This window comes from Mesorhizobium sp. M0119, assembly GCF_040322615.1.
GTDB lineage: Bacteria > Pseudomonadota > Alphaproteobacteria > Rhizobiales > Rhizobiaceae > Mesorhizobium.
Map to the genome: position 1 here is coordinate 77708 of NZ_JAMYTU010000008.1, position 18159 is coordinate 95866.

Below are 18159 nucleotides of genomic sequence, written 5' to 3' on the forward strand. Positions count from 1 at the left end.
CTGGCATGGAACACACCTCCCTTCTCGAACGCATCCTGCGCGGCATTGCCCTGGCGCTGGTCGTGATCTTCTTCATGTTCCCGATCGTCTGGATCCTGATGATGTCGTTCCAGACCAACGAGACAATCCTGCGGATTCCGCCGCAGCTTGTCTTCGAGCCGACGCTCGCCAACTACACTGCCTTGATCACCGGCAAGCTGATGACGGCAGCCGGCACGCTCGACATCGCCTTCATGCGCAATCTGTGGAATTCCGTCTTTCTGTCGGTCACCTCGGTTGCCGTCGCGTTGCTGCTCGGCGTTCCGGCGGCCTACGCCTTTGCGCGGCACAAATTCCGCGGCTCGGAGGACATTGCCTTCACGCTGCTGTCGTTCCGGTTCGCGCCGGCGCTGCTGGTGCTCCTGCCGCTCACCCTCTATTTCCAGAAGCTCGGGCTGGCCAACACCTATATCGGGCTGATCTGGGTCTATCAGCTGATCTGCCTGCCGTTGATCCTGTGGATCGTGCGCGGCTATTTCGAGGATATCCCGGCCGACATCGAATACGCCTACCGCATTGCCGGACATTCCTGGTTTGCCACCTTTCGCAAGATCGCGCTCCCGCTCGCCGGTCCGGGAATCGCCGCTGCCGGTCTGCTCGCCTTCATCTTTGCCTGGAACAACTTCGTTTTTGCATTGGTGCTCGCCTCGGCCGACAAGCAGCCGGTCACGGTCGGCGCACTCGCCTTCATCACGTCCTCGGGCATCCAGTATGGGCAGATCTCGGCGGCGATCGTGCTGTCGATCACGCCGACGCTGGCGCTCGCGCTCTATGCGCAACGCTATCTCGTCGAAGGCCTGTCGCTTGGCGCGGTGAAAGGATAGTCCGATGGCAAGCCTCGAACTGCGAAACATCGTCAAGCGCTATAAAAGCCAGACCGTTCTCGACAATCTGTCGCTGACCGTCGCCGACGGCGAAACGCTGGTCCTGTTCGGACCGTCCGGCGCCGGCAAGACGGTGCTATTGCGGCTGGTCGCCGGCGTCATCGACCCCGACGAGGGAAAGATCCTCATCGGCGGCGAGGACATGACCGATCTCGACGCCGAGTTCCGCGGCGTCGGCATGGCATTCCAGAACTTCGCGCTGTTCCCGCATATGACGGCGTTCGACAACATTGCGACGCCGCTGCAGGCGAAGCACTCGTCGCAAGGAACGATAAAGACCGGCGTCGAGAGCGTCGCCAAGTTGTTGAAAATCGGCCATGTGCTCAGCCACAAGCCGCGGGCGCTGTCCAACGGCCAGAAGCAACGCACCGCGCTTGCCCGCGCGCTGGTCGGCTCGCCGCCGCTTCTGCTGCTCGATGACCCCTTGCGCAACGTCGATGCCAAATTGCGCTTCGAGATGCGCCTCGAACTGCCAAGGCTGCTCGCCGATCGCGGCGCGACCGTCATCTACGTCACCCAGGACTACAAGGAAGCGATGGCGCTCGGCGACCGCATCGCGGTGATGTCGCAGGGCGTCGTCAAACAGCTCGGCACGCCCGAGCAGATCTATCGCGAGCCGGCCAACGTCGAGATCGCCCGGCTGTTCGGCGACCCGACCATCAACCTGCTCGACGTCAAGCCGTCCCGGGACGCCAAGGGCATCTATGTCGGCCTCTCCAATGTCCAGGTCCATCTGGCCGGGGCGCATGAGGCGGCGGTCGGCCGCGACTGCGTGATAGGCTTGCGGCCGGAGGCGCTGGCCTTCGTCGAGGAAGGCACTCAGGGCGCCATTCCGGTGACGGTCGAGGCAGAGACTCCGCTCAACGAGAAGATCGTCACGCTGGTGCGCACCGTGCGCGGCCGTGAAATCCTGGTCTCGCGTCCGTCCGGGACACCGGGCCAATCCGAGGGCAGGGCGCATATCGCCGTCGATAGCAAAAGCGCCCTGCTGTTCGATCGGACAAGCGGCGAGCGTATTGGCTCGAAAAACGTCGTCAATTTGCGCAGTGGAGAAGCGGCATGAGCCCGAGCGCAATCACCCTCTCAGGCGTCGACAAGTTCTACGGACCGATCGACAGGGGCGTGCACGCCGTCAAGAACGTGACGATGGAAATCGCCAAGGGCGAGATCGTGGCGCTGCTCGGCTCGTCCGGCTGCGGCAAGACTTCGACATTGCGCATGATCGCAGGCTTCGAAGAGGTCTCGCGAGGCACGATTTCGGTCGCCGGCCGCAAGGTGCACATGCTGCCGCCGGTCAAGCGCAACGTCGCGATGGCCTTCGAGGGCTATTCGCTCTATCCGCCGCTGACGGTGCGCGAAAACATGGCCTTCGCCCTCAAGGCGGCAAGGCTGCCGAAGAGCGAAGTAGATGCGAAAGTTGCCAGCATCGCCAAGCTGCTCGAGATCGAGGACATTCTGGAACGCTACCCCAGCTCCATCTCCGGTGGCCAGCAGCAGCGCGCCAGCCTCGGCCGGGCGCTGATCCGCAAGGCCGACCTGCATCTTTTGGACGAGCCGATGGGCCAGCTCGAGCCGCAGCTTCGTGCCGTGCTGCGCGGCCGCATCAAGCATTTCATCAAGGAGCGCGGCCTGACCGCGATCCTGGTCACCCACGACCAGACTGAGGCCAATGCGCTTGCCGACCGCATCGCCGTCATGGAGGGCGGCGTGCTGCAGCAGTTCGACACGCCTGACAGGCTCAAGGAGCGGCCGGCAAACCTGTTTACCGGCACCTTCGTCGGCGAGCCGCCGATGAATGTCTTCGAGGCCTATGTCGGCACAGCTGACGGCAAGATCAGTCTCAAGCTGCCCGACGGGCTTTCGCTCGACTACGACAAGGATGCGTTCAGCGGCCCGGTTCGCGACGAATTGCTCAACCGCCAGCGCGTCGTCATCGGCGTCAGGCCCTATGCGGTCCGCCGCTCGAAGGATGGTGTGCCGGCGACGGTTTCGGCCAATCAATGGCTCGGCGACCAGACCCATATCGCCGCCGATTTCGCCGGCGGTTCGCTGGTCCTGGTCGAACATGACCGAACCCGCTTGGAGCTCGGTGCACCGATCAAGATCAGCATCGATCCGAAAAACCTTCACGTCTTCGATCAGGCGAGCGGCAATGCCATTTCGCACGGCACGGAGCTTGCTTGATGCAGGATGTGCTGATCGGCATCGACGCCGGCACGTCTGTCATAAAATCCGTCGCCTTCGACACGGCGGGCAGGCAGATCGCGTCCGCCGCGCTGCCCAATAAATACGAGACACTGCCGGGCGGCGGCGCCGAGCAGGACCTGACACGCACCTGGGCCGATACCGCGACGACCTTGCGCCAGCTTGCCGACAAGGTGCCGGATCTCGCCAGCCGGACCATTGCCATCGCCGTGACCGGTCAGGGCGACGGTACCTGGCTGATCGACAAGGATGGCGAGCCGGTAGCCAAGGGCTGGCTGTGGCTCGACGCGCGCGCTGCCGCGGTCGTCGAGGAGATCCGCGCGCGGCCAGAGGACCGGCTGCGCTTCGAAAAGACCGGCAGCGGGCTCGCTGCCTGCCAGCAGGGATCGCAGTTCGTGTTCATGAAGCGCCACATGCCCGCGATGCTTGCCAATGCAGCGACGGCCTTCCACTGCAAGGACTGGCTCTATTTCAAGTTGACCGGTCACCGCGCCACCGACCCGTCCGAGGGAACCTTCACCTTCGGCGACTTCCGCACGCGCGGCTATTGCGATGATGTGCTCGAGGTACTCGGCGTCACCGATCTCCGGCATCTACTGCCGCCCATCGTCGATGGCACCAGGCAAAGCACCGCACTGTCGGCGGCAGCAGCCGATGCAACCGGCCTGCTCGCCGGCACACCGGTCGTTCTGGCCTATGTCGATGTCGCCTGCACGGCACTCGGCGCCGGCCTGTTCGATCGCGAGCGCAAGCCGGGATGCTCGATCATCGGCTCCACCGGAATGCATATGCGGCTTGCCGAAACGCCGGACGAGGTGCTGCTCAACGAGGCTGCAACCGGCTACACGATGACGATGCCGGCACCGGGCGTTTTTGCGCAGATGCAGTCGAACATGGCGGCAACGCTCAATATCGACTGGGTCCTTGGCCTCGCCTCCGGCATTCTCGCCTCGCAAGGTATCACGCGGACCAATGGCGAGATGATCGCGCTGGTCGACCAGTGGATATCGTCGTCCGAGCCAGGCTCGCTGCTCTACCAGCCCTATGTCTCGGAGGCCGGCGAGCGCGGCCCGTTCGTCGATGCCAATGCCAGGGCCGGCTTCGTTGGCATTTCGTCCAGGCACGGCTATGCCGACATGGTTCGTGCGGTGTTCGAGGGGCTGGCTTTCGCGGCACGCGATTGCTACGCCGCCATGGGGCCGCTGCCCAAGGAAATTCGCCTGACCGGCGGAGCGGCCAGGAGCCCGGCGCTGCGCAAGATCCTGGGTGCTGCGGTCGGCGCGGACATTCGCACCAGCGAGCGCGAGGAGGCCGGTGCTGCGGGCGCTGCAATGATTTCTGCGGTCTGCGTCGGCCAGTACGCATCGATGGACGATTGCGTCAGTGAATGGGTCACGCCTTTGCTCCGTGCGGCCGAGCCCAGCGACCGGAAACTTGCCGCCGCCTATGAGGCGATTGCTCCGTCCTACGCATTGGCGCATGAGGCGCTGCGGCCGGTCTGGCGTTCGATGGCCGCATCCAGGCAAACTGACGTGACCAGACAAACTGACGTGAATTGAGAAGAGCATGCGCAAAAAAATTGCGATCATCGGTGACCGCTTCATGCTTCCGGACGTGTTTCGCGAGAAAATCGAGGCGGCCTGCGGCGACAATCTCGACATCCGCACCGTTGAGACCGCTTGGCCCGACGAGCCGATGCAATTCGGCAACCCTGCGCTCGGCCTCGACAAGGTAAAGGAATATTTCGGTGATCCGGACGAGGTGGTGGATTTCATCGGCGATGCCGAAATTTTCGTTACCCAGCTTGCACCGCTCTCCGAAAGCATGATGCGGCGCCTGCCGACGCTCAAGCTGGTTGCGGTATCGCGCGGCGGGCCGATCAACATCGACATGGCGGCCGCCAAGGCCCATGGCATCACGGTGGTCAATGTGCCCGGTCGCAATGCCAGCGCCGTGGCCGAGTTCACCATCGGCGCCATTCTCGCCGAGACGCGGCTGATCCGCGTCGGCCACGAAGCCTTGCGCAAGGGCGAGTGGCGCGGCGATCTCTACCGCGCCGACCGCACCGGCCGCGAGCTCAACGAAATGACCGTCGGCGTCATCGGCTACGGCAATATCGGCACCAGGCTGGTTCGGCTGCTGCGCGCGTTCGGCTGCCGCATCCTGGTTTGCGATCCCTATGTGCAATTGAGCGCCGAGGACCGCAATGCCGGCGTCGAGCTGGTTGCGCTGGACGATCTGCTGTCGCGCTCCGATGTGGTCACGCTGCACTCCCGGGTCACCGAAGAGACGCGCGGTCTGATCGGCAAGGACGCCATCGCCCGGATGAAACCCGGGGTAATCTTCGTCAACACCGCGCGCGGACCGCTGGTCGACTACGATGCGCTTTATGAGGCGCTCGTCTCGGGACACATCGGCAGTGCCATGCTGGAGACGTTCGCCGTCGAGCCGGTGCCTGCCGACTGGCCGCTGTTGCAGCTGCCGAACGTGACGCTGACGCCGCATATCGCCGGCGCGTCGGTACGCACCGTGACCTACGCGGCCGAGCAGGCGGCCGAGGAAGTGCGCCGCTTCATCGCCGGCCTGCCGCCGGTCAACCCATGCTGACCGCAGGGCATAGAGCGAGATGAGCGGCGACACCGAAATCGTCGATCTGTTCGTCATCGGCGGCGGCGTCAATGGCGCCGGCATCGCGCGCGATGCGGCGGGCCGGGGGCTGTCGGTCATCCTCTGCGAAAAGGACGATCTCGCCGAGGGCACCAGTTCACGATCGGGAAAGCTCGTTCATGGCGGTTTGCGCTATCTCGAGTATTACGAGTTCCGCCTGGTACGGGAGGCACTGATCGAGCGCGAGGTGCTGCTCGAATCCGCGCCACACATCATCTGGCCGATGCGCTTCGTGCTGCCACACAGCCCCGATGACCGGCCGGCCTGGCTGGTCCGGCTCGGCCTGTTCCTCTACGACCATCTTGGCGGCCGCAAGCGACTGCCGCCCACGCGTACGCTCGACCTGCGCACCGCACCCGAAGGCGCGCCGATCAAGGACGCCTTCAAGCGCGGCTTCGAATATTCCGACTGCTGGGTCGACGACGCCCGCCTGGTCGTCATCACCGCGCTCGACGCCGCCGAGCGCGGTGCCAGGATATTCACCCGCACCGCCTGCATAGCCGCCCGTCGCGAAAACGGCCTGTGGTCGGTGGAGATGCGCGAAGGTCGAACCGGCGTCAGGACCACAGTCCGGGCACGGGCGCTGATCAATGCCGCCGGTCCTTGGGTCAATGACGTCATCAACCGCGTCGCTGGCCAGAACTCCAGGCGCAACGTGCGCCTGGTCAAGGGCAGCCACATCGTCGTGCCGAAATTCTGGGAAGGGCGGCAGGCCTATCTCGTTCAGAACAGCGACAAGCGGGTGATCTTCATCAATCCCTATCAGAACGACCTCGCGCTGATCGGCACCACCGACATTCCCTATGAAGGGCGGCCGGAGGACGTGACCGCCGATGCGAGCGAGATCGATTACCTGATCAAGGCAGTCAATCGCTACTTCAAGCGCCAGCTCGCACGAAGCGACGTCGTCTACTCGTTTTCCGGCGTCAGGCCGCTCTATGACGACAATGCCGACAATCCGAGCGCGGTGACCCGCGATTACATTTTCGAACTCGACGCTTCGGCAGGGCAGGCGCCGCTGCTCTCCGTCTTTGGCGGCAAGATCACCACCTTCCGCAAATTGGCCGAGCACGCGCTGGACCGCGTCGCCCCGTTCTTTCCCAAGATGGGCAAGCCGTGGACGTCGAAAGGGCATCTGCCGGGCGGCGATATCGCCAATGCCGATTTCGAGCAGTTCCTCGGTGACCTCGGCCACGAATATCCCTGGATGCCGGCATCGCTGGCTAAGCATTACGGCCGACTCTACGGCACAAGGACGCGTGATCTGGTCGGCGCGGCCGGTTCGCTCGCCGAACTGGGCCGGCGCTTCGGCAAGGATTTTTTCGAGCGCGAAGCCAACTACCTGCTCGAGCGCGAATGGGCCGAGACCGCCGCCGATATTCTCGACAGGCGCACCAAGCACGGCCTGCATCTGTCCGCCGCGGAAAGAACCGCCTTCGAGGACTGGTGCTCGAGCCGGCTGGCGAAGGCCGGCTGATGGATTTTACGCTGTCCCTCAACACCAATCCGCTGGTCAACCGTTTTGCCGAGCCGGACCACCTGATCGATACGATCGCCTACGACATCGGCATCCGCGACGTGCAGCTCACGCACGAGTTCGTCAATCCCGGCTGGCCGGCGGCGACGATCGCCAAATTCATCCGCCTGTTCCGCTCCGCTCTCAACCGAACCGGCGTGCGCGTGACCTCCGCGATGACCGGCCCTTACGGCCGGCTCAATCATTTCGGCCATCCCGATGCCGAGGTGCGCCGCTACTACGTCGACTGGTTCAAGACCTTTGCCGAAATTTCGGCCGAACTCAGCGCTGCCGGCATGGGCACGCAATTCGCGATCTTCACCCATCGTGACTACGACGATCCCGAGCGTCGCGCGCGGCTTTTCGAGATCGCGCTGGAATGCTGGCGCGAGGTCGCCGAGCATGCCAAAGCAGCAGGCTTGACCTACCTGTTCTGGGAGCCGATGTCGGTCGGCCGCGAATTCGGCCATACGATCGAGAGCTGCCGGGCACTGCAGCGCGAGATCGAGGCGGCCGGCATGGCCGTCCCCATGAAGATGATGGTCGACATCGACCATGGCGACGTGACGTCGAGCAATCCGGACGACATCGACCCTTATGCCTGGGCCGAAGCTTTTCCAAAGGAATCGCCGATCATCCACATCAAGCAATCGTCGATGAACAAGGGTGGCCATTGGCCGTTCATTGCCGCCCACAACAAAGACGGCCGCATCACGCCGGAAAAGCTGCTGGAGACGATTCGCCGGGGCGGCGGCATCGACAACGAGATCTGCCTCGAACTGTCGTTCCGCGAGCGCGAGCCGGTCGACCATCAGGTCGTCGCCATGATCCGCGAGTCGGTCGACTATTGGGCGCCCTTCATCGAGACCGGCAGGGCCGATCTGTTGCCGCGAGCATGATGGGATGAGCAGGAGCCGAGGCGGCTCCTGCTCAGAACCGGAATATGTCAGCCAAATTTCGGATCGAGGCTTCCGGACTTGTAGCGTTTGGCCATTTCCGGCAGCGGCAGCGGCTTGATCTTGGGAGCGTTGCCGGCGGTGCCGAATTGCTCGAAGCGCTCCTTGCACAGCTTCCGCATGGCTGCCATTGCCGGCGTCAGATATTTGCGCGGATCGAATTCGCTCGGGTTCTCGGTCAGCACCTTGCGGATCGCGCCGGTCAGCGCCATGCGGTTGTCGGTATCGATATTGATCTTGCGCACGCCATGCTTGATGCCGCGCTGGATCTCCTCGACCGGCACGCCCCATGTCGGCTTCATCTGGCCGCCATATTTATTGATGATCTCCTGCAACTCCTCCGGCACCGAGGACGAGCCGTGCATGACGAGATGCATGTTAGGCAAGCGGCGGTGGATTTCCTCGATGACGTTCATGGCCAGTACAGCGCCGTCCGGCTTGCGGCTGAACTTGTAGGCGCCGTGGCTGGTGCCCATGGCGACTGCCAGCGCATCGACACGGGTGTCGCGCACGAATTGTTCAGCCTGCACCGGATCGGTCAGCAGCTGGTCGTGGCTGATGACGCCCTCGACGCCATGGCCGTCTTCCTGTTCGCCGCCGCCCATCTCCAGCGATCCGAGAACGCCGATCTCGCCCTCCACCGACACGCCGCCCCAATGCGCCATGTCGACGACGCGGCGGGTGATGCCGGAATTATAGGCGTAGTCGGCGGGCGTCTTGCCGTCCTCCTTCAGCGATCCGTCCATCATCACCGAAGTGAAGCCGTGCTGGATCGCGGTGACGCAAGTGGCTTCGTTGTTGCCGTGGTCGAGATGCATGCAGACCGGGATATCGGGATGGATTTCGACCAGCGCATCGATCAGCTTGGCCAGCACGACATCGTTGGCGTAGGCCCGCGCGCCGCGGCTCGCCTGCAGGATAACCGGCGATTTGGTCTCCTCGGCGGCCTCCATGATAGCGAGGCCCTGTTCCATATTGTTCATGTTGAAGGCAGGCACGCCATATCCGTATTCGGCGGCATGATCGAGCAATTGTCTCAGTGTGATGCGAGCCACTCAGTAGTCTCCCGTATCCGGTTTCGAGCCAGTGTTTGCGGGCTGTTCGGTTGTCGTCGAGCCCCTGATGCTTCTGGCCGGATTTCCGCGGCACCGCAACCGCTGGGCGCTCGGCCGGCAGCAATTCTTGTTACAGCACGCGACCAGAAGCGTCATGATATCTCATAGATATATAACATTATCACAAAAAATTTGGTGGCTGTGCGACGTTTTCTGTTATATCTCGGAACGTGCGTTCGGGTTGCACGAGGAAGCCGCGGAAATGAAGAGCGACGGCCGCCGGCAAGGCATCATGGATTTTCTGATGGACACCGGCACCGCCAGTGTCGACGATCTTGCCTCGCGCTTCGGCGTCTCCAAGATGACTGTCCACCGTGATCTCGACGAGCTCGAGGAAAGCGGTTTTCTGCGCAAGGTGCGCGGCGGCGCCTCGATCCAGCCGAGCAGCCTTTTCGAGAGCGATTTCCGTTACCGCCAGCGGCTGGCCGGCGATGAAAAGCAGCGCATCGCTGCCGCCGCCGTGACGATGATCGAACCGGGTCAGACAGTGATCATCGACGACGGCTCAACCGCGGGCGGCGTTGCTCGGCACCTTGCCGATCTGCGTCCGCTGACGGTGATCTCGAACAACCTGGCTGTCATCCAGGATTTGGCGGGCGTTGCCGGGATTAACCTGATTGCGCTCGGCGGCCAGTACAGCAAGAAGTTCCACGGCTTCTTCGGCCTGCTCGCCGAGGACACGCTGAAATCATTGCGCGCCGATGTCGCTTTCCTGTCGTCATCGGCCATACATGGTGCCTCTGCCTTCCATCAGGATCAGGAAGTGGTCCAGACCAAACGGCTGATGATGGCCGCAGCCGCGCGCAAATATCTGCTGGTCGATCATGGCAAATTCGGCCGCACCGCCTTGCATTTCCTGACCGATCTCAAGGCTTTCGATACCGTCTTCACCGGCCGCGAGCCGCAGCCGCAGATGCGCGCGGCGCTAGATGGCGCTGGCGTTTCGCTGACAGTGATCGCAGAGTAGGAGAGCACGCATGGTTTACTGGGTCGGCACCAGCTGGAAAATGAACAAGACGCTCGCCGAGGCGATGGCTTTCGCCGAGGCATTGGCCGAGTTCGTCCCCGGTTTCGACGAGCGCATCCAGCCCTTCGTCATCCCACCCTTCACGGCAGTCCGCGAGGTCAAGAAAGCGCTATCGCCGACGCGCATCAAGGTCGGCGCCCAAAACATGCACTGGGTCGACGCCGGCGCCTGGACCGGCGAGATCTCGCCGGTCATGCTGAAAGACTGCGAACTTGATATGGTAGAGTTGGGCCACAGCGAACGGCGCGAGCATTTCGGCGAGACCGACAAGGCTGTCGGGCTGAAGACTGCGGCGGCGGTGAAGCACGGTCTCGTGCCACTCATCTGCGTCGGCGAGACCTTGGCTCAACGCGACAGCGGGCAGGCGGATGCGGTGCTGGCCTTGCAGGTGCACGGCGCGCTGCAGTTTCTCGAAGGCGCGGCCAAGGCGGCGACTATCCTGTTCGCCTATGAGCCGGTCTGGGCGATCGGTGACAAGGGAATTCCGGCAAGCTCGGACTATGCCGGCAGACAGCAGGCGTTGATCAAGAAAATCGCCCGCGAACTGCTGCCGGCAGTGCCGCCGGTGCTTTATGGCGGCAGCGTCAATCCGCAAAATGCCGCCGAACTGATCGGACAGTCTCATATCGACGGCTTGTTCATCGGCCGTTCCGCCTGGCAGGCGGACGGCTATATAGACATTCTCAAATGCGCCTCGGCGGCGATCTGAAGCATCGAACAGGAAGGAAACCGAACATGAAAATAGCCATTGGAGCCGACAGCGCCGGCAAGCCGCTGCTCGACGTCATTGCCGCTCACCTCGCCACCAAGCCCGGCCTCACGGTCAGCGACCTCAGCCAGGCGGGCTACTACGCCGACCTGTCGCAGAAGCTCGCCCAGACCATCCTGGACGGCGAGAACGATCGCGGCATCCTGTTTTGCGGCACCGGCATCGGCGTATCCATTTCCGCCAACAAGGTGCCCGGCATTCGTGCCGCACTCACCCATGACACCTATTCGGCCGAGCGCGCTGCAAAATCCAACAACGCCCAGATCATCACCATGGGCGCGCGCGTCATCGGCCCGGAATTGGCCAAGTCGATCGTCGATGCATGGCTCGCATCGGAATTCGACGAGAAGGGACCGTCGGCCGGCAATGTCCAGGCCATCGATAGGCTCGACGCGGCGAAGCAGCTTTAGGTCGAAACTCAATCAGCTGGCTGCCGCCAATGGCCGAGATGGTGGAAAGCGGTCTTCGATTCTGCTTTATACGCACATAGTTTCAGAATCGCGGGTCCTGCATGAGCCTTGCCTTCTCTTACGTTCTCGCAGGCAGAGGCTGGGCAGATTGCTCGATCGAAGTAGATGGAGCCGAAATGCTCATGCAAGTCTCCTACCTCTCCGACGCTTTTGACGATCTTGTTCGAGCTGCGTTAAGCGCGCTCACCCACGGAACCATTGAAACCGCCGTCTTTAACGACGAGCCGGGCACATACCGTTGGCGCCTGACGCCTTCGGGCGAGTTCCTCAACATCAAGATCACCACCTATGACGATCCTTTTGCGCGAGAAAAAGATCCGAGTGGCTATCTATCCTTCGATGCGGACTGCCGCCTGCGCACGTTCGCCGGAGCGGTGCTAGCAGCCGGTCAACAACTTCTTATTGCCCACGGCGAAGAGGGCTATATGAAACAGTGGAAATACCCCTTCCCAACTGCACCGCTAGCTCAGTTGAAGCAGGCACTACGCGAAAAGTGACGCATGGCTGCAATGGGTGGAAAGCAGCCAATGCCAATTTACCGCAAACTCATAAACCACACAGACTCAGGCATCTTAGATCCAGAGCATTTTGCAGCCAAGTGGATTCACTTGGCGTCGCACAAATACGGATAAATCAAATAGAGCGGATGCCCGATTCAATTTAAATGTATCCCGCTCTACGCCAGGCTTTTCCACATCGCATTGATGATCGTCACGGCCGACGCGGCGCCGGGATCCATATGCCCGAGCGATCGTTCGCCGAGCCGCGAGGAGCGGCCCTTGGCGGCGATCATGTTCTTGGTTGCCTCGGCGCCCCGTTCGGCTGCGGCGAGTGCAGTTTCCAAGCTCTCCAACAGGGTCTTGCCGGCTTCCTGCGCGGCGCCCGCTGCCTGTGCTGCCGGCAGCCAGGCGTCGACCATGGTCTTTTCGCCGAGCTCGGCCTTGCCGCGATCCTGGATACCTTGCGCCATCGCCCGGAGCATGGCGATGATGTCAGCATCCTCCAGAATTGCCTTGCCTTTGACGGCGGCGGCAGCGCGCATGAAGGCGGTCGCATAGAGTGGGCCTGACGACGCGCCGACGGCGTTGAGGAACGACTTTGCCGCGGTATTGAGCAGCGCCGTCGGTCCGGTCGCCGCGAGGTCGAGTTGCGCCAGCGCCTCGCGTACCGCGCCGAAGCCGAGCGCCATGGCGATGCCGTGGTCGGCGTCGCCGATGACGCCGTCGAGTTGGCAGAGCCTGTCCTTGTCGGCGTCGATCGCCGCCGCGATCTCATCGAACATTCTTTTCAAGCCGGCTGAGTCGATCGAGGTCATGATGCTTTCTCAGCCGGCGCGGAACATGGCGCAGTCGCAAGGGTGGTCGAGCATCTCCTGCAATTCGCCGTCGAGATGCATCAGCGTCACTGAGGCGCCGGCCATTTCGAGCGAGGTGCAATAATTGCCGACCCAGGTCGCGTGGACGGAAACGCCGATGTCGTCGAGCCTCTGCTTGACCCGCCGGTTCATGATGTAGAGCTCCATCAGCGGCGTCGAACCGAGCGAATTGACCAGCACGGCGACCTTGTCGCTGCGCGTCGGCGCCATCTCGTCTAGGATCTTGTCCAGCATCTCGTCGGTGATCTCGTCGGCCGTCTTTAGTTTTCCGCGTGCGATGCCCGGCTCGCCATGGATGCCCATGCCGATCTCCATCTCGTCCGGTCCGATCTCGAAATTCGGCCGGCGGGTCTGCGGCAGCGAACAGGGCGAAAGCGCCACGCCCATAGTGAAGGTCTGATCGTTGGCCTTCCTGGCGATACGCTCGCATTCATCGAATGTCAGCATCCGGTCGCATGCGGCACCGACAGCCTTGAAGATGAAGAAATTGCCGGCGACGCCGCGCCGCTTCTGCCTCTGGTCGCGGGGCGCCGAGGCGACATCGTCGGTGGTCAGCACGGTGCGCACCTCGATATCGTCCATCGCCGCCATTTCGGCGGCCATGTCGAAATTCATAACGTCGCCGGCATAGTTGCCGTACATGAACAGCACACCGGTACCGCCGCTGGCCGCTTTGGCGCATTCGAGGATCGGGTCCGGCGGCGGCGAGGCGAAGACATTGCCGATCGCGGCCGCGTCGGCAAGCCCGTTGCCGACAAAGCCGAGGAAGGTCGGCTCGTGGCCCGAGCCACCACCGATGACGAGGCCGACCTTGCCGGGGCGTGGCCCGTCGCGGGCGATGATGGAGCGGGGGCTGCCGTCCGCACTTCTGAGATGGCGCGGATGCGCGGCCAGAATGCCCTCCAGCATCTCGTCGACGGAGCGGTTGCCGTCATTGATGATCTTCTTGGTCTGCACCGGCATCCTCCCTGGTTTTCGTGAGATACTACAGCGCCTTACCGGGATTTCCACCCGGCGACGGAGATTTCACGCCGCGATGCGTTCGCGTGTCGCGAGCAGTTGCACGCAGGCGCTGGCCGCCTCTTTGCCCTTGACCCTGAAATGCTCGAAAAAGAAGCGGTGATGGTCAGCGCTGTCATGGTAGTTGTGCGGCGTCAGCACCGCCGACAGCACCGGCACGCCAGTTGACAATTGCACGTTCATCATGCCGTCGATGACCGCGCTCGCCACGAACTCATGCCGGTAGATGCCGCCATTGACGACGAACGCGGCGCCGAGGATAGCGGCATAGCGGCCGGTCTCGGCAAGCGTTTTTGCATGCAGGGGAATCTCAAAGGCGCCCGGCACATCGAAGACATCGACGGCAAAGCGTTTCTCTCCGAGAACCGCCAGTTCCGCCTCGAATGCTTCAACGCATTGGTCGACGATATCGGCGTGCCAGCGCGCCCGAATGACGGCAACGCGGATCGTTTCATAGTCGTTGTGGGAATGCTGATTCATGGGTCCATCCTTCCGTTTCGAACCAGAATCAGGACGCACGATACGGAGTTCGAACCGCGAAAGCGGATCGTCTTCCATTCGTTCTCTTCCATCCGGACTTTGACCGTCGGCTCCGGAATCACACCGGATCTGCTGACCCCTCCGGCTAACCGGAAAGCGCTCGCGGGCTTGGGCCGAGACCCTTACCGCCGGTGGGGACTTTCACCCCGCCCTGAGAACATTGACGGCGTTTGTATGGAAGGGCCGGATAGCGCTGTCAACCACCGACGTCGTCGCGGATGGCGCAGAAATAGCGATCCGTTCCGACCTGTCCGCCTTTGAGGGCAAGGGAGGCGCTGATAAGTTGCAGCGTCAAATGGCGATCACCGGCAAGGCCGGCAGCACCTTGTCCAGGGTGATGGGAAATTCACGCACTCGCACGCCGGTCGCGTTGTAAACGGCGTTGGCGACAGCAGCCCCCGCACCGCACACGCCGAGCTCGCCGAGACCCTTCGCGCCAAGCGGATTGGCCTTGTCGTCGTCTTCCTCGAGGAAGACGACCTCCATCGCGGGGACGTCGCCATTGACCGGCACATGATACTCGGCAAGATCGTGATTGACGAAGTGGCCGTAGCCCGGGTCGAGCACCGTCTGCTCCATCAGCGCTGCACCGATCCCCCAGGTCATGCCGCCGATGATTTGCGAGCGCGCGGTCTTGGCGTTGAGGATACGCCCCGCGCCGATCACTGCCAGCATCCGGCGCATGCGGATTTCACCGGTATCGCAATCGACAGCGACCTCGGCGAAATGCGCGCCATAGGAATGCTGCGAATAAGTCTTGTATGACTGGGTGGTGGCGCCCGCGGCTACGGAGCCTTCGGCCTCGAACCCGTCGGGAGAGACCCTCCCTATGAGATCGGCCAGGCTCGCCGATCGCTGGCCGATCCTGACCTCGCTGTCGGCAAAGCTTGCCTCGGTGGCGTTCGCGCCGCGCAACGGCGAGGCCTCGCTCGACTGCGCCGCCTCCAGGATCTGTTTCTTGAGGACGTTGCACGCATTATACAAGGCCGAACCCGCGCTTGCTGCGCCCCAGGACCCGCCGGAGCCAGCGGTACGCGGGAAGCGGCTGTCGCCGAGCTCCACCTTGACGGACGAGATCGGCAGGCCGAGGCTCTCGGCGGCAATCTGGGTCAGGATCGTATAGGTGCCGGTCCCGATATCGGTCATGTCGAGCCGCGCCGTAACGCGAGCGTCCCGGTCGATCGCAACTCGTGCCGTCGCCGCGCCGATGTAGTTCGGACGGATCGCTGCCGCCATGCCGTGGCCGATAAGCTTGCGGCCCTCCCGGGTTCGGCCCGGTGTCGGGTTTCTCCGCTCCCAGCCGAAACGGCGGGCGCCTTCCACCATGCAGGCGACGAGATTACGGGTGGAGAACGGCACGCCGCGCTCGGGATCCTGTGCCGGTTCGTTGCGGATCCTGAGTTCGATCGGGTCCAGACCGACCTGCTCGGCGAGCTCATCCATGGCGCATTCGAAAGCCAGCATGCCGGGCGCTTCGCCGGGCGAGCGCATCCATTCGCCGCGGTTGATGTCCAGCGGAACCAGGCGATGGCGAGTGAGACGGTTCGGCGCCGCATAGAGCGAGCGCGCAAAAACTGCCGTTTGTTCGCAGTACTCCTCGAAGCTGGACGTTGCGGACCAGACATCGTGCGCGATCCCGGTGAGCCGCCCGTCGGTGTCCGCGCCGAGACGTACCTGTTGGACCATCTCTGCGCGGTGACCGGCATTGGCGAACATCTGTTGCCGCGTCAGCGCGATCTTCACGGGGCGCTGCAGCACCCGCGCTGCAAGTGCGGCCAGGATCGTGTCGGCATGGGCAATCAGCTTGGAGCCGAAGCCTCCGCCGATGAAGGGGCTCACGATGCGTACCCGCTCGGGCGGGATGCGAAGCGTGCTGGCGACCCCGGCCCGGAAGTTCGCGAGGGTCTGCGCCGATGTACGGATCGTCAGCTCGTTGCCTGACCAGGCAGCAAGCGTCGCATGCGGCTCCATCGGATTGTGATGTTCGAAGGGGGTCCCGTAAGTGGCATCGATCTTGATCGGCGCCGTCGCAAAGGCGCGCTCGAAGTCGCCGACCACGCTGTCGGTCTCGAAGCCGGCATTGGTCCGCTTTGGCGCGTAGGCGTCGGCGATATGTCCCGGTAGATCGTAGACGCCCGGCTCCTCGTCGTAACGCACTTTGATGAGGCCCGCTGCAGCGCGTGCCGCCTCGAACGTCTCCGCAACGATCAGCGCGACCGGCTCGTCGTAATACCGCACCCGATCGCTGTTGAGCGCGGGCCGGGCGCGGGTGAAGACCTCCGGCACCGTCGGCGTGACCGATGGGCCGAAATCCGGCTGGGCCGGCGCATTGCGGTGCGTCATGACGAGCAACACCGCCGGCGCCCGTTCGGCTTCGGTCGTGTCGATCTCGGCGATGCGGCCTTTGGCGACGGCGGCGCCGAGAATGTAGCCATAGGCTGTACCATCCAGCTCATTCTCGTAAGCGTAGGTGGCGCCGCCCGTCACTTTGAGCGGACCGTCGATGCGGTCGATCGGCCGCCCGATGATGCCATTGCGTGGTTCGGACGCACGGTTCTCGCGGGTCTTCGTCTCCGTCATCGTGTCACCTCACGCACTCTCGACGGCAGCAGCGAGCGTCTGCCGTATCGTCCGTTTCGCCAGCGGGATCTTGAAATCATTGCCGCCATGCCCGACCGCCCCTGCGAGCGCGGCTTCGGCCGCGTCGGTAAAGGCACCGTCGGACGCCGACGCTCCTGCGAGCGTGCGCTCCGCCTCCGTCGCGCGCCAGGGCTTCGCTGCCACGCCGCCCATGGCGATCCGAGCACTTCGGATACGGTCGCCGCTTTTCTCGACGATTGCTGCCACCGACACTAGCGCGAAGGCGTAGGAAGCACGGTCGCGCACCTTGCGGTAAACCTGCCGGCCGGGCGGTGGCGGCGGCAGGGCAACCGCGACGACCATTTCGCCGTGGCCGAGCACGGTCTCCACATGGGGCATCGTCTCGGGCAATCGATGGAAATCGCCGATCGGGATCGTGCGGGTCTCGCCGCCGGGCGAGACGGTCTCGATCCTGGCGTCGAGCCCGGACATGGCGACCGCCATGTCCGAAGGATGGACCGCGATGCAGGCTTCGCTCGCGCCGAGTACGGCGTGCATACGGTTGAAGCCCTGAAGTGCCGCGCAGCCCGAACCCGGCTGGCGCTTGTTGCAGGGCATGTTGCGGTCATAGAAGTAGGGGCAGCGCGTCCGCTGCAGGAGATTGCCGCTGGTCGAGGCCTTGTTGCGTATCTGGCCGGACGCTCCCGCCAACAGCGCTTGCGTGAGCATCGGATAACGCGACCTCGCCCGCGGATCGGCGGCGAGATCGCTGTTGCGGACCTGGGCGCCGACCCGGAGCCCGCCTTCCGCCGTATCCTCGATCCGATCGAGCGGCAGCCGGCTGATGTCGATGAGATGCGCTGGGCGCTCGATCTCGAGCTTCATCAGGTCGAGCAGGTTGGTGCCGCCGCTGATGAACTTGGCGTCCGGCCGGGCCGCGACCGCGGCGGCCGCCTGCTGGGCACTCGTCGCACGTTCATAAGTGAAGGACTGCAT

17 protein-coding genes and 1 riboswitch are annotated in these 18159 nt (G+C 63.4%); of the genes, 11 read left to right on the forward strand and 6 right to left on the reverse strand.

The window, feature by feature from the left end; translation table 11 throughout:
- Positions 1-5: 5 nt before the first annotated feature.
- The 7 genes from NKJ40_RS10505 to NKJ40_RS10535 are packed head-to-tail and all read left to right on the forward strand — an operon-like array spanning position 6 to position 8210.
- Positions 6-863: a carbohydrate ABC transporter permease gene (locus NKJ40_RS10505; protein WP_023676025.1), complete on the forward strand. Its 858-nt coding sequence runs from the start codon at positions 6-8 to the stop codon at positions 861-863.
- Positions 864-867: 4 nt separating this feature from the next.
- Positions 868-1986: an ABC transporter ATP-binding protein gene (locus tag NKJ40_RS10510; protein WP_352466032.1), complete on the forward strand. Its 1119-nt coding sequence runs from the start codon at positions 868-870 to the stop codon at positions 1984-1986.
- Positions 1983-3107 carry an ABC transporter ATP-binding protein gene (locus tag NKJ40_RS10515; RefSeq protein ID WP_352466033.1) on the forward strand — a complete coding sequence of 375 codons (1125 nt, stop codon included), beginning with the start codon at positions 1983-1985 and terminating at the stop codon, positions 3105-3107. Before NKJ40_RS10510 ends, NKJ40_RS10515 begins: the two co-directional genes overlap by 4 nt.
- On the forward strand, positions 3107-4687 hold the full coding sequence (locus NKJ40_RS10520) for an FGGY-family carbohydrate kinase (RefSeq protein ID WP_352466034.1): 1581 nt from the start codon (positions 3107-3109) through the stop codon (positions 4685-4687). Before NKJ40_RS10515 ends, NKJ40_RS10520 begins: the two co-directional genes overlap by 1 nt.
- 7 nt (positions 4688-4694) lie before the next feature.
- Positions 4695-5735: a 2-hydroxyacid dehydrogenase gene (locus NKJ40_RS10525; RefSeq protein ID WP_352466035.1), complete on the forward strand. Its 1041-nt coding sequence runs from the start codon at positions 4695-4697 to the stop codon at positions 5733-5735.
- A 19-nt stretch (positions 5736-5754) separates the two neighbouring features.
- Positions 5755-7272 (forward strand): glycerol-3-phosphate dehydrogenase, encoded by a 1518-nt coding sequence (locus NKJ40_RS10530; RefSeq protein WP_352466036.1) that lies wholly within the window; start codon positions 5755-5757, stop codon positions 7270-7272.
- On the forward strand, positions 7272-8210 hold the full coding sequence (locus tag NKJ40_RS10535) for a sugar phosphate isomerase/epimerase family protein (protein WP_352466141.1): 939 nt from the start codon (positions 7272-7274) through the stop codon (positions 8208-8210). The genes NKJ40_RS10530 and NKJ40_RS10535 overlap by 1 nt, the downstream gene beginning before the upstream one ends.
- A gap of 47 nt (positions 8211-8257) precedes the next feature.
- Here the strand turns inward: NKJ40_RS10535 and fba are convergent, their stop codons facing one another.
- On the reverse strand, positions 8258-9322 hold the full coding sequence (gene fba, locus NKJ40_RS10540; RefSeq protein WP_352466037.1) for a class II fructose-bisphosphate aldolase: 1065 nt from the start codon (positions 9320-9322) through the stop codon (positions 8258-8260).
- Positions 9323-9584: 262 nt separating this feature from the next.
- On the opposite strand from fba, the gene NKJ40_RS10545 reads away from it, so the two are divergent.
- From NKJ40_RS10545 to NKJ40_RS10560, 4 genes are all read left to right on the forward strand, one after another.
- On the forward strand, positions 9585-10349 hold the full coding sequence (locus tag NKJ40_RS10545; protein ID WP_292653840.1) for a DeoR/GlpR family DNA-binding transcription regulator: 765 nt from the start codon (positions 9585-9587) through the stop codon (positions 10347-10349).
- Positions 10350-10359: 10 nt separating this feature from the next.
- The gene (locus tag NKJ40_RS10550) at positions 10360-11118 is read left to right on the forward strand and encodes a triose-phosphate isomerase (RefSeq protein WP_352466038.1); all 759 of its coding nucleotides are present in this window, start codon (positions 10360-10362) and stop codon (positions 11116-11118) included.
- A gap of 26 nt (positions 11119-11144) precedes the next feature.
- Entirely contained in the window at positions 11145-11588 is a 444-nt protein-coding gene (derI, locus tag NKJ40_RS10555) for a D-erythrulose-4-phosphate isomerase (RefSeq protein ID WP_352466039.1), read from the forward strand.
- Positions 11589-11764: 176 nt separating this feature from the next.
- Entirely contained in the window at positions 11765-12145 is a 381-nt protein-coding gene (locus NKJ40_RS10560; RefSeq protein WP_352466040.1) for a hypothetical protein, read from the forward strand.
- A 179-nt stretch (positions 12146-12324) separates the two neighbouring features.
- On the opposite strand, the gene dhaL is transcribed toward NKJ40_RS10560, so the two are convergent.
- The 5 genes from dhaL to NKJ40_RS10585 form a co-directional block, all read right to left on the reverse strand.
- Positions 12325-12963 (reverse strand): dihydroxyacetone kinase subunit DhaL, encoded by a 639-nt coding sequence (gene dhaL, locus NKJ40_RS10565; protein WP_352466041.1) that lies wholly within the window; start codon positions 12961-12963, stop codon positions 12325-12327.
- Positions 12964-12972: 9 nt separating this feature from the next.
- A complete protein-coding gene (locus NKJ40_RS10570; RefSeq protein WP_352466042.1) occupies positions 12973-13980 on the reverse strand; it encodes a dihydroxyacetone kinase subunit DhaK in 1008 nt (335 codons plus the stop codon).
- A 69-nt stretch (positions 13981-14049) separates the two neighbouring features.
- Positions 14050-14523, reverse strand: coding sequence for a 6,7-dimethyl-8-ribityllumazine synthase (locus NKJ40_RS10575; RefSeq protein ID WP_352466043.1), 474 nt, complete (start codon positions 14521-14523; stop codon positions 14050-14052).
- A gap of 76 nt (positions 14524-14599) precedes the next feature.
- A riboswitch (FMN riboswitch) is annotated at positions 14600-14746 on the reverse strand.
- A 128-nt stretch (positions 14747-14874) separates the two neighbouring features.
- Positions 14875-17163: a xanthine dehydrogenase family protein molybdopterin-binding subunit gene (locus NKJ40_RS10580; RefSeq protein ID WP_352466044.1), complete on the reverse strand. Its 2289-nt coding sequence runs from the start codon at positions 17161-17163 to the stop codon at positions 14875-14877.
- Positions 17164-17172: 9 nt separating this feature from the next.
- The gene (locus tag NKJ40_RS10585; RefSeq protein WP_352466045.1) at positions 17173-18159 is read right to left on the reverse strand and encodes an FAD binding domain-containing protein; all 987 of its coding nucleotides are present in this window, start codon (positions 18157-18159) and stop codon (positions 17173-17175) included.